At 64.3% G+C, this 12,424-nt stretch carries 12 protein-coding genes (1 of these 12 running past the window's edge); 7 read left to right on the top strand and 5 right to left on the bottom strand.

What is annotated here, in order from left to right:
* Window positions 1-25: 25 nt before the first annotated feature.
* From IG197_RS19755 to IG197_RS19780, 6 genes are all read left to right on the top strand, one after another.
* Complete coding sequence (locus tag IG197_RS19755; RefSeq protein WP_192314474.1) at window positions 26-790, top strand: DUF4167 domain-containing protein; 765 nt, start codon at window positions 26-28, stop codon at window positions 788-790.
* A 313-nt stretch (window positions 791-1,103) separates the two neighbouring features.
* A complete protein-coding gene (gene clpB, locus IG197_RS19760) occupies window positions 1,104-3,710 on the top strand; it encodes an ATP-dependent chaperone ClpB (protein ID WP_192314477.1) in 2,607 nt (868 codons plus the stop codon).
* Window positions 3,711-3,777: 67 nt separating this feature from the next.
* Window positions 3,778-4,140, top strand: a complete 363-nt coding sequence (locus IG197_RS19765) for an MmcQ/YjbR family DNA-binding protein (RefSeq protein WP_067957809.1) — start codon at window positions 3,778-3,780, stop codon at window positions 4,138-4,140.
* 177 nt (window positions 4,141-4,317) lie between these two features.
* Window positions 4,318-5,694, top strand: a complete 1,377-nt coding sequence (locus IG197_RS19770) for a L,D-transpeptidase (protein ID WP_192314480.1) — start codon at window positions 4,318-4,320, stop codon at window positions 5,692-5,694.
* A 102-nt stretch (window positions 5,695-5,796) separates the two neighbouring features.
* On the top strand, window positions 5,797-6,645 hold the full coding sequence (locus IG197_RS19775) for a phosphotransferase family protein (protein ID WP_192314483.1): 849 nt from the start codon (window positions 5,797-5,799) through the stop codon (window positions 6,643-6,645).
* A gap of 60 nt (window positions 6,646-6,705) precedes the next feature.
* Window positions 6,706-7,200, top strand: a complete 495-nt coding sequence (locus tag IG197_RS19780; protein ID WP_192314486.1) for a GNAT family N-acetyltransferase — start codon at window positions 6,706-6,708, stop codon at window positions 7,198-7,200.
* On the opposite strand, the gene IG197_RS19785 is transcribed toward IG197_RS19780, so the two are convergent.
* The 4 genes from IG197_RS19785 to IG197_RS19800 all read right to left on the bottom strand — a co-directional run bounded on the left by IG197_RS19785 (window position 7,197) and on the right by IG197_RS19800 (window position 9,856).
* Window positions 7,197-8,135 (bottom strand): IS481 family transposase, encoded by a 939-nt coding sequence (locus IG197_RS19785; RefSeq protein WP_192314489.1) that lies wholly within the window; start codon window positions 8,133-8,135, stop codon window positions 7,197-7,199. The two genes, IG197_RS19780 and IG197_RS19785, sit on opposite strands and share 4 nt — an antisense overlap.
* Window positions 8,136-8,246: 111 nt before the next feature.
* Window positions 8,247-8,717 carry an SRPBCC family protein gene (locus tag IG197_RS19790; protein ID WP_192314492.1) on the bottom strand — a complete coding sequence of 157 codons (471 nt, stop codon included), beginning with the start codon at window positions 8,715-8,717 and terminating at the stop codon, window positions 8,247-8,249.
* Window positions 8,714-9,052: a helix-turn-helix transcriptional regulator gene (locus IG197_RS19795; RefSeq protein ID WP_067957831.1), complete on the bottom strand. Its 339-nt coding sequence runs from the start codon at window positions 9,050-9,052 to the stop codon at window positions 8,714-8,716. Before IG197_RS19795 ends, IG197_RS19790 begins: the two co-directional genes overlap by 4 nt.
* Window positions 9,053-9,175: 123 nt before the next feature.
* Complete coding sequence (locus IG197_RS19800; RefSeq protein ID WP_182576217.1) at window positions 9,176-9,856, bottom strand: glutathione S-transferase family protein; 681 nt, start codon at window positions 9,854-9,856, stop codon at window positions 9,176-9,178.
* 281 nt (window positions 9,857-10,137) lie between these two features.
* On the opposite strand from IG197_RS19800, the gene IG197_RS19805 reads away from it, so the two are divergent.
* Window positions 10,138-11,658 (top strand): MFS transporter, encoded by a 1,521-nt coding sequence (locus IG197_RS19805; protein WP_192314495.1) that lies wholly within the window; start codon window positions 10,138-10,140, stop codon window positions 11,656-11,658.
* 92 nt (window positions 11,659-11,750) lie between these two features.
* On the opposite strand, the gene IG197_RS19810 is transcribed toward IG197_RS19805, so the two are convergent.
* Window positions 11,751-12,424, bottom strand: the 3' end of a protein-coding gene (locus tag IG197_RS19810; RefSeq protein WP_067957839.1) for a M23 family metallopeptidase. The gene runs 1,297 nt beyond the window's last position; 674 of the gene's 1,971 nt are visible here — the last part of the coding sequence; its start codon lies off the right edge, out of view; its stop codon occupies window positions 11,751-11,753.

A 12,424-nucleotide genomic window follows, 5' to 3' on the forward strand; every position in this document is an offset into this window, starting at 1 on the left:
GAGGCCACAACAGCAGAATAGGCGCATGCGCGGTCGGAATAACAACAATAATAACAACAATAATAACAACAACAGCAATAACAACCGCAAGGGTCCAAACCCGCTTACGCGTAACTACGAGAGCAACGGTCCGGACGTTAAGATCCGCGGCTCTGCGCAGCAGATCGCCGAAAAATACGCCACGCTGGCGCGCGATGCGCAAAGCTCAGGCGACCGCGTGATGGCCGAGAACTACCTGCAGCACGCAGAGCACTATAATCGCATCATTGCCGCCGCCATGGCGCAGATGCCGATCCAGCAGCAGCAGCAGAGCCGCGACGACTTCGACGCCGACATGGACGACGAGCGCGACGAGGACAGCATCGGTAACAACGTTGCCGAGGTCCAGGTCCAGCAGCCTCAGCCGCAGCCGGTCGTCAACGGCACTGGCCCGCAGCCCGACATCGAAGGCACGCCGGCCGAGGTCGCTCTCAATCCGGAAGCCGCCGAAGGCCAGCCGCGCGAAGGCCGCCGCGAACGTCGTCCCAACCGCAACGAACGCCGCCCGCGCCATCAGGAGCAGCAGGCCGAAACTGCACCGACGGACGTCGTCGCCGTGGTCGAACAGCCACAGCCTGACGTCGTGGTCACCGAGGCCGTCGTTGCTGAAGTTGCCCCTGCCACTGAGGCTGCCGAGGGCGCGGCACCGCGTCGTGGCCGTCGTCCGCGCCGTGGCGAGCGCGCCGCAACCGAGGTGCAGGGCGAAGCCGGCGATACGCCGGCAGCCGAGCCTGCCGCCGTCGAAGGCTGATCGCCTTCGTAACCACGGGCTTCAAGCCATCTGAAAACGGCGGGATGAAAATCCCGCCGTTTTTGCTTTGACGTCGGCCAGGCGTGCCGGCCCGCAAATCGGGTTTGCTTTCGCAACGCACGACGCGCAGACTCCGGAAAACCCCGTATCATTTGGGCGTCAAAAAATGACGCCCAGCACTCCAGGTGTGCCTTGAGGTATATCGTCCTACGCACCATATCAGCCTCAGTTGGATCCGGCCCGGTCGGGAGGGTCCGTCACCTTGAACCTGGCCGGTGCCGCAAAGCGGGCCGGTACGGAATGGAGACACCGAATGAATCTTGAGAAGTATTCCGAGCGCGTCCGCGGCTTCATCCAGTCGGCCCAGACCTATGCGCTTTCCAACAATCACCAGCAGTTCACGCCCGAACACATCCTCAAGGTGCTGATGGATGATGACGAAGGCCTTGCCTCGTCGCTGATCGAGCGCGCCGGCGGCAACGCCCGGGATGTCAGGCTCGGCGTCGAGGCCGCCATCAAGGCGATGCCGAAGGTCGAGGGCGCCGGCGGCCAGCTCTATCTGGCGCAGCCGCTCGCCAAGGTGTTTTCAACCGCAGAAGACCTAGCCAAGAAAGCCGGCGACAGCTTCGTCACCGTCGAGCGTCTGCTGACTGCGCTTGCCGTCGAGAAGTCGGCCAAGACCGCCGATATCCTCGCCAAGGCAGGTGTTACGGCGCAGGCGCTCAATGCTGCGATCAACGATATCCGCAAGGGCCGCACCGCCGACTCGGCTAGTGCCGAGCAGGGCTATGACGCGTTGAAGAAATACGCGCGCGACCTCACCGCCGATGCCCGCGCCGGCAAACTCGATCCGGTCATTGGCCGCGACGACGAGATCCGCCGCACCATCCAGGTGCTGTCACGGCGCACCAAGAACAATCCCGTACTGATCGGTGAGCCGGGCGTCGGCAAGACCGCCATCGCCGAAGGATTGGCCCTGCGCATCGTCAATGGCGACGTGCCCGAAAGCCTCAAGGACAAGCAACTGATGGCGCTCGACATGGGCGCGCTGATTGCCGGCGCCAAGTATCGCGGCGAGTTCGAGGAGCGGCTGAAGGCCGTTCTGTCGGAAGTCACCGCGGCTGCCGGCGGTATCATCCTGTTCATCGACGAGATGCACACGCTCGTCGGCGCCGGCAAGGCCGATGGCGCGATGGATGCGTCCAACCTGCTGAAACCGGCCTTGGCGCGCGGTGAGCTGCATTGCGTTGGTGCCACCACGCTCGATGAGTACCGCAAGCATGTCGAAAAGGACGCGGCCCTTGCTCGTCGCTTCCAGCCCGTGTTCGTTTCCGAGCCGACGGTCGAAGACACCATCTCGATCCTGCGCGGCCTGAAGGAGAAATACGAGCAGCACCACAAGGTGCGCATCTCGGACTCGGCACTGGTCGCGGCTGCCACGCTGTCGAACCGCTACATCACCGACCGCTTCCTGCCCGACAAGGCTATCGACCTCGTCGACGAGGCCGGCTCGCGGCTGCGCATGCAGATCGATTCCAAGCCGGAAGCCCTCGACGAGATCGACCGCCGCATCATGCAGCTGAAGATCGAACGCGAGGCGCTCAAGCTCGAAAAGGACGACGCCTCCCGCGACCGGCTCGAAAGGCTCGAGAAGGAGCTGGCCGGGCTCGAGGAAGAGTCGACCAGGGTGACCAGCCAGTGGATGGCCGAGAAGGAAAAACTCGGTCTCGCCGCCGACCTCAAGGGCCAGCTCGAGGAAGCCCGCAACGAACTCGCCATCGCCCAGCGCAAGGGCGAGTTCCAGAAGGCGGGCGAGCTTGCCTATGGCCGCATCCCCGAGCTCGAAAAGAAGCTCGTCGAGGCCGAGGCTCAGGAAAGCCGCGGCACGATGGTCGAGGAGACCGTCACGCCCGACCATGTCGGCCATGTCGTTTCGCGCTGGACCGGCATCCCGGTCGACAAGATGCTCGAAGGCGAGCGCGAGAAGCTGTTGCGCATGGAAGACGAGATCGGTGTTCGCGTCGTCGGCCAGGGCGAAGCCGTCCAGGCGGTGTCCAAGGCCGTCCGCCGTGCCCGTGCCGGCCTGCAGGATCCGAACCGGCCGATCGGCTCGTTCATGTTCTTGGGCCCGACCGGTGTCGGCAAGACCGAGCTCACCAAAGCGCTCGCCGACTATCTGTTCGACGACGAGCATGCGCTGGTGCGTATCGACATGTCCGAGTACATGGAGAAGCACTCCGTTGCCCGGCTGATCGGCGCACCTCCCGGCTATGTCGGCTACGAGGAGGGCGGGGCGCTGACCGAGGCCGTGCGGCGCAGGCCCTATCAGGTCGTGCTGTTCGACGAGATCGAAAAGGCGCATCCTGATGTCTTCAACGTGCTGCTGCAGGTGCTCGACGATGGCCGCCTGACCGATGGTCAGGGCCGCACCGTCGACTTCCGCAACACGCTGATCATCATGACGTCCAATCTCGGCGCCGAATATCTCGTGGCGCTCGGCGAGGACGAGGATGTCGACAAGGTCCGTGACGAGGTCATGGGCGTGGTCAAGGCGTCGTTCCGGCCGGAGTTCCTGAATCGTGTCGACGAGGTCATCCTGTTCCATCGCCTGCGTCGCCAGGACATGGGCCGGATCGTCGAGATCCAGCTCAAGCGGCTGGAAAAGCTGTTGTCCGATCGCAAGATCACGCTGTCGCTCGACAAGGACGCAATCGACTGGCTCGCCAACAAGGGGTACGACCCGGCCTATGGCGCCCGCCCGCTCAAGCGCGTCATCCAGAAGGAGCTGCAGGATCCGCTCGCCGAGAAGATCCTGCTCGGCGACATTCTCGACGGCTCGACCGTCAAGATCACCTCGGGCTCGGACCGGCTCAACTTCCGCTCCAAGGCAACGGTGGTGAGCGAAGAGGCGGCTGCCTGAGCAGCGACAAAAGCCCTCTCCCTTCCTGGGGAGGGCTTTTTCTTATCGGCCGCCTGGGGGAGCTGCGATGACACTCGACGATTACAACGGCTTCTGCGCCTCGTTGCCACACACGACCCATGTCGTGCAGTGGGGCGGGGCGCATGTCTGGAAGGTCGGCGGCAAGGTCTTTGCCATCGCCGGCTGGAGCGACGGCGTGGGGCTTGCCGTTACCTTCAAGGTTTCCGAGATGGCATTCGACATTTTGAAGGAGCAGCCCGGTCTCCGGCCAGCGCCCTATCTTGCCTCGCGCGGCATGAAGTGGATCCAGCGCCAGAACGGCGAAACCATGGACGACGAGGGGCTGCGCGACTATATCGGCGAGAGCCACCGGATGATCGCGGCCAAGCTGCCGAAGGCAATGCGCAAGCAGCTCGGCCTTCCCGCCTGACCCGCGATTCTCAGGCGCCGCGCGGTCTGCCAAGGCCTCAAAATCCTGCTAACACGGTCATTTTCATGCCCCGTTCATGTTGGAAGGGTTAGCAGATCGTTATTGGATGTCAGTGGATAACATTGATTCACGGCGGCCGGCCTGTGGGCGGCCGAGATTCGGAGAGATGTGGCGACCATGTTGCGCAAGATCGTTGTGCTTTCGGCCATGGCCACCGGCCTGTCGGCGCTCCAGGCAGCGGCCGCGATCGTGCCGTCAGGCGAGCCCGTCTCGCCACGCGTGCGGGTTGGCCAGAACCTGCTCCAGCTTGCCCAGAGCGAGGTCGAGGTCTTCTACGACAGCCGCGGCAACCGTGTGCTCGTCGATCCCTACACCGGCAAGGTCATCGCCGTGCAGCCGCCGGAGAGCCGCCTCAACCGCCAGGCCTTGCGCCGCGAACTGCGCCGCCAGGAGCTGCGCCGCGACTACCGCCAGGGCGACGTGCTGATCGGACCGGCGGATGACGGCTATTACAGCGACGACGCGCTTGCCGTTCCGGCCGAACCCAATGGTGACGACTACTATAACAACGATCCCAACGCCTTCCCCGAGGCGCCAAGCGGGCCGCGTGTCGTTTCGCGCGAACCGCTCCAGAGCCCGGACGACCAGCCGGCGCTGCCGGCCAACCCGCGCATCACCGATCGGCCGCTCGAGCCGTCCATCGCGGTCAAGGGCCGCGAGGACGTCGCTTCGCTGCAGATACTGCTCGATCGCCTCGGCGCTTCGCCCGGTGTCATCGACGGGCGTTTCGGTTCGAACGTCGACAAGGCGCTTGTCGCCTATAACGAGATGACCGGCGCCAGCCTGAAGTCGACTGACGCCGAAGGCATCAAGCAGGCGCTTGCCGAAACAGGCGGCGACGCCTTCGGCTCCTACACCATCACGCCGGAGGATGCCGCCGGCCCTTACATCGCCTCGGTTCCGGCCGACTACAGCGAGAAGGCCCAGCTCGAGCGCATGGCCTTCACCTCGGTCACCGAAATGCTCGCCGAGCGTTTCCACATGGACGAGAACTACCTCAAGGCGATCAATCCGGACGTCAATTTCAACCGCCCGGGCACCATCGTGAAGGTCGCCAATTTCGGCAAGCTGGTGAACAAGCCGGTGTCGCGCATCGTTGCCGACAAGGGGCTGAAGCAGGTTCGCGCCTACAACGAGGCCGGCCAGCTCGTCGCCGCCTATCCGGCGACCATCGGCTCGGGCGACACGCCGTCGCCGACCGGCATTCACGCGGTGTCGCGCGTCGCGCTCGACCCCAACTACACCTACAATCCCAAGATCAATTTCAAGCAGGGCGAAAACAACAAGGTCCTGACCATCCCGCCGGGCCCGAACGGCCCTGTCGGTTCGGTCTGGATCGCGCTGGACAAGCCGACCTACGGCATCCACGGCACCCCGGATCCCTCCAAGATCGGCAAGACCGAAAGCCATGGCTGCGTGCGCCTGACCAACTGGGACGCGCGCGAACTCGCCAAGATCGTCAAGGCAGGCGTGCCGGTCGAATTCATGGAGTAGCTCCGCTAGTGCCGCAATGGCCGTGGAGAGACCCTCCGCGGCTCGGAACTTTTGCCACCTGCGGCGACACGGTTCCGGCTCATTGCCGACGGACGATTTTCGATGATCCAGCCGACAGCTCGGGAAATCGCCGAGGCCCTGCATCAGCCCGAATTCCTGTCCGCAACCGTCATCGACAGCGGCCAGAACAACCGCATCTTCGATACGGGCAAGGTCATCGTGCGGATACCCCGGCACGACGAGGCGCGCCGCGATCTTGCCCGCGAGGCCGACGTGCTCGCCGTCCTGGCGCCGATGCTTCCCGTGCCGGTGCCCGCGCCGAAGCTGAGAAATGTCGGCGCGTATGTCGTCGCCGTCCATCGCAAGCTGCCCGGCGAGCCGCTGCTGTCGCTCGATGGAATGACTGCTGCGCAGGCGCAGGAACTGGCCCGAGACCTCGCGCTGTTCCTGTGCGCGCTTCATGCGCTCCCACAAGACATGCTCAGGGACGCCGCTCCCGCTGACCCCATGGCCGAATGGCGCGATCTTCTTGAGCGGCTTGAAGCCAAGGCGCTGCCGTTGCTGCCGGCTGCCGTCGCCAATTCCATCCGCAACAGTTTCATCAGGTTTCTAGGGCGTGTCCCCGACGCTCCGCGCACCATCACGCATGGCGATTTCGGCACCGGCAACATCCTCGTCGACAAGGGCAGGGTTTCAGGCGTCATCGATTTCGCCGGCTGCGGGGCGGGCGATCCCGCCTATGATCTCGCCAGCCTGTCGGCCGGGCTGGGCGACGATGTCCTCGCGCTGATGGCGCCGCATTATTCCGGCATCGCCGGGATGCGGGATCGCATCACCTTCTACCGCAGCACCTTTCCGCTGCTCGACGTTCTATTCGGTGTCGACCATGGCGATGCGGTCGCACTCGACGCCGGGCTGCGATCCCTGACGGCCGGCAACGTACCGGCCTGACTTGCGCCTTGCATTTGGGCCATGGCTGCCGGCAAATGTCCGGAGAATCGAGGTAGCGAGATGTACATCCGTTCCGAACGGCCGGCCGACGTCGACACGATCCGCGCGCTCACCCGTGCCGCCTTCGCGGACGCCCCGCATTCGAGCCAGACCGAAGCGGCGATCGTCGATGCCTTGCGCGATGCCGGTGCGCTGACGCTGTCGCTGATAGCCGAGGACGGCGGCAAGATCCTTGGGCATGTCGCCTTCTCGCCCGTCACCGTCGGCGGTGACGCAGGCTGGTATGGCCTCGGGCCGGTGTCGGTCTGGCCCGACAACCAGGGCAAGGGCATCGGCCAGGCGCTGATCCGCCTCGGGCTCGACGCGCTGCGTGGGATGGGCGCCAAGGGCTGCGTCCTCATCGGCGACCCGGCCTATTACAGCCGTTTCGGTTTCGTCGCCGACCCCGCCGTCACCTATGCCGGCCTGCCGCCGCAATATGTCCAGCGGCTGGCCTTCGGCGACACCGTCCCCGGCGGCGAAATCGTCTATCACGCCGGCTTCGAGGCGAGCTAAGTGTCGTTTCCAAGAAGGTTGTTCAGTCTTTGGAACGGGCTGATGCCTCCAAGAGCCGAGTGTGGGCGTGCCAGGTTGTAGTTGGCTGCCCATTGGTGAATGGCCTTGGCGCGTTCGTTCGATGAGGCGTATGGCCTGGCATAGGCCCATTCGGGCAGCGAAGTCTGGATGAAGCGCTCGGCCTTGCCGTTGGTGCGCGGGGTGTAGGGCCTTGTGCGGATGTGTTGGGCACCGGCACCTTGGAGTGCCTGGGCGAACAGTTTGGAGCGATACGCCGAGCCGTTGTCGGTCATCACCCGCTCAACCCTGGCGCCCAGCCTGGCGTACCAGGCCAGTGCCCGGTTGAGGAACCCGGTGGCATCATCCCGGCCCAGGCTTGGCAGCAGTTCGACATAGGCGAGGCGCGAGGCATCGTCGATGGCGACATGCAGGTGTTCGTAGCCGATGCCTCGGGCGCGATGATGGCCTTGGTGCTGACCCGTGATCCGATGGCCAACGCCGTCGATACGGCCCAAGGTCTTGATGTCGATATGGATCAGTTCGCCCGGCCGCTGCCGTTCGTAGCGCAACACCGGGGGCCGGGGATCGAGCCAGGCCAGCCGGTTCAGTCCCAGCCGGCGCAGCACCAAGCCTACCGTCGAACGCGCCAGGCCCAAGGACCGGGCAATCGCCGGCCCGGTCATGCGCTGGCGCCGCAACTGCTCGATCCGCGACACCTGCATGGCTGCCAGCCGATGCCGGCAGCGGTGCGGCGCTGAACTGCGATCGTGCAGAACCCGGTCGCCGGCCCGGTAGCGGTCGAGCCAGCGATAAGCCGTTCGTTCCGAAACCCCGGCCGAACCGGCAGCACGCCGCACGCTCCAGCCCTGTTCAATCCGTTGCACCAAAAGCACTCGACCTGACGGCGTCAGACGCGCATTCTTATGGACGTTCATTCGGGGAGCTCCACTGAAGGTTGGTTGGCTTCGCAACCCCAGCTTCTCAGTCCCTCCTCGAATGAACAACCTTCATAGCTTCGACAGCTAAGCCAGCTGGGCTACAGGCACTCAGTGTACGCTCGCCGTTTCCCTGCTGAGGATGTCCACCAGCCGGTCGAAGCCAGTTTCGGTGCCCGAAATGCGCGCCGCCATCGCCTCGGCGGTGCCGAGAAAAGCCAGTTGCTCGGTGAACCGCATCCGCGTCCGGCCGGCTTCGGGCAAAAGCTGGATCGTGGCCAGCGATGCAGAGATGCGTTTGCCGCCATGGCTCATCTCGAAACCATAAATGATGCGCTCGCCGGCCACGATGTCGAAGTAGTCGGCGCGGAATGCCAACTCGGCACCGTCGGGCATACGCCAGCGCTTGGCCTCGATGCCGCCGACGCGAAAATCGAAACTGTCCTCAAGCGTCACCCAGTCGGCATGGCAGTCGTTCCACGCCCGCTTCAGCGCCTGGTCCGACCAGAAGCGGAAGGCGTGCCTGGGCGACGCCGGGAGCTCGCGCTCGACGACGAAGGTCTTGTGGGCCACGTCGGTCATTCACCTTCCTCCCCGGGAAAATCCTTCATTGCCTGGACAAGGCGGTCGAATGCCTTGTTCATCGCAGTCTGCCGCTGTCTCACCCAGTCGTCTATCTCGGACAGTGCTGCGGGTTCGATCGTGTAGGTGCGGGTCCGGCCGACCTTGCGCGAGGCGACGATGCCGCCGTCCTCGAGCACCTTCAGATGTTTCAACGCCGAGGGCAGCCGCATGCCTTGCGGTTCGGCCAGCTGCTTGACGGTTGCCGGACCCATGCTCAGCCGCTCGACCATGCCGCGCCGGCCGGCGTCGGCAAGGGCGGTGAAAACGCGGTCCAGTCGTTGTGCCTCGATCATCGGCCTGCCCTGTTGCTGTGCTCAGAGCAATTCCAGGAAAAGTGTGCAGCGATTTTCAGTCCGGAATTGCTCGAAAACAGAGAGATGGAGAGATTCCGCGATTCGAAGAAAAGCGGAAACGCTCTAGTCATGAAGGAAGCGCTCCGGCATCAGTTCGCGATAGGGGAAGAAACGGAAATAGGGCCGCGCTTCGCCGACCGTCCGTCGCACCGACGGCCGCGCCATCAGCCGCTCGAAATAGGCGGCGAGATTGTGCTGGTCGCTGGCGAAGGGATGAACGATCGAGGCGTAAAACAGGCCCGGTGCCGCCGCGCAGTCGGCAATGGTGAAGTCCTCGCCCGCCGCCCAGTTCTTGTCCGCCAACTGGCGCTCTATCATCACATAGGCGGTGTCGAGCGTCCGCCGCGCATCGGCCACGCCGACCGGATCGTTGCCGCCTTCGGGCCGTATCCTGTCGGTGACGACCTTCTGCATCGGCACGCTGACATAAAGATCGAAGAAGCGGTCCCACAGCCTGGCGTCAAGCCGGCGCTCGGCATCCGCCGGCAGCATCGGCGCCGGCCCGGGATAATGCCGATCGAGATATTCGATGATGATGCTGGTCTCCGGCACCGTGCGATCGCGGAAGTCGTCGCGCAGCACCGGAATCTTGCCCACCGCCCATTTCGCCGCCAGCGCCGCCGTCTCTTCCGGATCGCCGAGGTCCACTGTCACAGGGATAAATTCGGTCCCATTCTCATAAAGCGCAATCAGCACCTTGTGGCAGAAGGCAGCGAGAGGGTGGGAATAAAGCGTCAGCGCCATTGCAGGGCTCCAGATAGTTGCCATACTCGGAAACTATTGCAGCGAGTTCGACTGCGCAAGAGAAAGTTTCCTTATGTGGAAACTATTCGCAGGGAGTTGGAGATCGAAGAGGGAGAGCTTTTCCAAGGGGGCAGAGGGTCCCGGGCCTCGTTTTGCTCGCCCGGATGACGAGCTCGACCTGCTGCCGAGCGCCACGATACGGCAAGCCCATGTCGCCTGGCTTCCAGAATTCGTCCCCCTGGTCGCTTCCTGCGCAAAGCTTGCCCACATAGTCTCCAGCCATGGACATTTCCGACACCGCACCGACCCCGGCCAACAACAGCCACGTCTTCTGTCCGCCCGATGCGCGGCGCTATGTGCTCATCTCGGCGATCCTTGCCTCCAGCATGGGCTTCATCGACGGCTCGGTGGTGTCGCTGGCGATGCCGGTCATCCGGGCTGATCTCGGCGCCTCGCTCGTCGACGCACAGTGGATCAGCAACGGGTACATGCTGTTTTTGTCGGCGCTGGTGCTGCTCGGCGGCGCTGCCGGCGATGTTTTTGGGGTGCGCAACATCTTTGCTGCCGGCATCATCCTGTTCATGGTCACTTCGGCGGCCTGCGCGCTCGCTGTCGACGCCGAGATGCTGATCATCATGCGCGCGGCACAAGGCATCGGTGCCGCGCTGATGGTGCCGGGCAGCCTCGCCATCATTGCCAAATCCTATCCCAACGCGACGCGCGGCAAGGCCATCGGCCAATGGGCGGCGTTCTCGTCGCTGACAACCGCGATGGGGCCGTTCGTCGGCGGCATGGTGCTGTCTTTCGGCGCCGAATGGATGTGGCGGCTGATCTTCGCCATCAACGTACCGATCGGGCTCGTCGCCCTCACCATGCTGCTCAGCAAGGTGCCACAGGACCGGCCGTCGTCCAAGCGTCGGCTCGACATTGCAGGTGCGATGCTGGCAACCGTCGGCCTCGGCCTGATGGCCTGGGGCCTGACCGCCTTCGGCCTGCCCGCAGACGTTCGCGCTGTCTCGCCATGGCTGTGGATCGCGGTCGGGGGTGCAATCTTCGCCGGCTTCATTGTCTGGGAGAAGTGGGCGCGGGCGCCGATGGTCAAACTCGAGCTGTTCGCCTCACGTGCCTTCACCGGCGCCAATCTCTACACGTTGATCCTGTTCTTCGCCTTCAATGCAGTGCTGTTCTTCCTGCCGATGACCGTCGTTTCCGGCTGGGGTGCCAAGGAATGGGAGGCGAGCCTGCTGTTCCTGCCGCTGTCCTTGTTCATCGCAGGCTTGTCGAGCTATTCGGGCCGGCTGTCCGACGCCATCGGCCCGCGCTGGCCGCTGACCGTGGGTGCGGCAATCGTCGGCATCTCTTATGCAGGCCTTGCGCTGACAATGCCGCTGATGATGCTCTGGCAGGTGACGTTCCCCATCCTGCTGCTCAAGGGCCTCGGCATGGCCATCGTCGTCTCGCCGGTGTCGGCGGCGGTGATGCGGGCGACACCGGAGGAGGACACCGGGCTTGCCTCCGGCATCAACAACGCGCTCGCCCGGGCCGCCGGCCTGATGGCGGTGGCCTCGCTTGGTGCCATTGCAGGTGTGGTCTTTGCGAATATCCTGGGAACGGCTGCACCGGGCGTCGAGTTCGGCGCTTACGTGGCTGCGCCTGTCGACGCGGGTGCGGAAGCCTTGCGGGTTTCGGCGACAAACAGCGCCTTTGCGGCGATCGCGGCGATTGCGGCCGCGATGTGCTTCGTCGCTGCAGCCGTCGCCTGGTTCACCCAGCCGTCGTGGAAAAGGCAGGAAAAAGCCTAGTTGTCGTTACGCAATTCCTGGGAAAACCGCCGCGCATTTTTCCTGGAGTTGCTTGAAATGGCCATATCCCTCCCTTGACCAACACGGATACTCTAGCCGCTGACCTTGGCGGTGCTCGCGACCTTCAGTGCGTCCTTGTTTTCGTCCTTGAGCAGGTCGTCGATTCTCTCGCGCTCGCGTTTGAAGGCGACCAGTTCCTCGCCCTTGAGCACGCGGCCGGTGGGCAGGCGCACGCGCATCGGGTCGACCTTGGTGCCGTTGACGATCAGCTCGTAATGCAGGTGCGCGCCGGTCGACAGGCCGGTGGTGCCGACATAGCCGATGACCTGGCCCTGACGGACGCGGGCGCCGGGGACGACGCCGGGTGCGATGCGGCTCTGGTGATTGTACGACGTCTCGTAGCCATTGGTGTGGCGGATGATGGTCTGCTTGCCGTAGCCGCCGGCCCAGCCGGCCTTCTCGACGACACCATTGCCCGAGGCGATGATCGGCGTGCCGGTGGGGGCGGCCCAGTCGACGCCGGTGTGCATCTTGACGTAGCCGAGGATCGGATGCTTGCGGCCGCCGAAACCGGAGCGGAACTTGCCGTTGGGCAGCGGGTTGCGCAGCAGGAACTGGCGCGCGCTGCGGCCGTCCTCGTCGAAATAGTCGACTGCGCCGTCGCCCATCTGGAAGCGGTAGAAGTTGCGCGTGTTGCCACCGAAATTCGCCGAGACATAAAGCAGTTCGGAATCGGCCGAGGCCTTGTCGTCGCCATCGGGCTGCG

It is taken from the genome of Aminobacter sp. SR38, from assembly GCF_014843375.1.
GTDB lineage: Bacteria > Pseudomonadota > Alphaproteobacteria > Rhizobiales > Rhizobiaceae > Aminobacter > Aminobacter ciceronei.

Bases quoted from the DNA above. Each gene is read 5' to 3' on its own strand.
- IG197_RS19795 (WP_067957831.1), bottom strand. From the start codon at position 9,052: ATGATCGAGGCACAACGACTGGACCGCGTTTTCACCGCCCTTGCCGAC.
- IG197_RS19800 (WP_182576217.1), bottom strand. From the start codon at position 9,856: ATGGCGCTGACGCTTTATTCCCACCCTCTCGCTGCCTTCTGCCACAAG.
- IG197_RS19775 (WP_192314483.1), top strand. From the start codon at position 5,797: ATGATCCAGCCGACAGCTCGGGAAATCGCCGAGGCCCTGCATCAGCCC.
- IG197_RS19780 (WP_192314486.1), top strand. From the start codon at position 6,706: ATGTACATCCGTTCCGAACGGCCGGCCGACGTCGACACGATCCGCGCG.
- IG197_RS19805 (WP_192314495.1), top strand. From the start codon at position 10,138: ATGGACATTTCCGACACCGCACCGACCCCGGCCAACAACAGCCACGTC.
- IG197_RS19765 (WP_067957809.1), top strand. From the start codon at position 3,778: ATGACACTCGACGATTACAACGGCTTCTGCGCCTCGTTGCCACACACG.
- IG197_RS19755 (WP_192314474.1), top strand. From the start codon at position 26: ATGCGCGGTCGGAATAACAACAATAATAACAACAATAATAACAACAAC.
- IG197_RS19785 (WP_192314489.1), bottom strand. From the start codon at position 8,135: ATGAACGTCCATAAGAATGCGCGTCTGACGCCGTCAGGTCGAGTGCTT.
- IG197_RS19790 (WP_192314492.1), bottom strand. From the start codon at position 8,717: ATGACCGACGTGGCCCACAAGACCTTCGTCGTCGAGCGCGAGCTCCCG.
- IG197_RS19770 (WP_192314480.1), top strand. From the start codon at position 4,318: ATGTTGCGCAAGATCGTTGTGCTTTCGGCCATGGCCACCGGCCTGTCG.
- clpB (WP_192314477.1), top strand. From the start codon at position 1,104: ATGAATCTTGAGAAGTATTCCGAGCGCGTCCGCGGCTTCATCCAGTCG.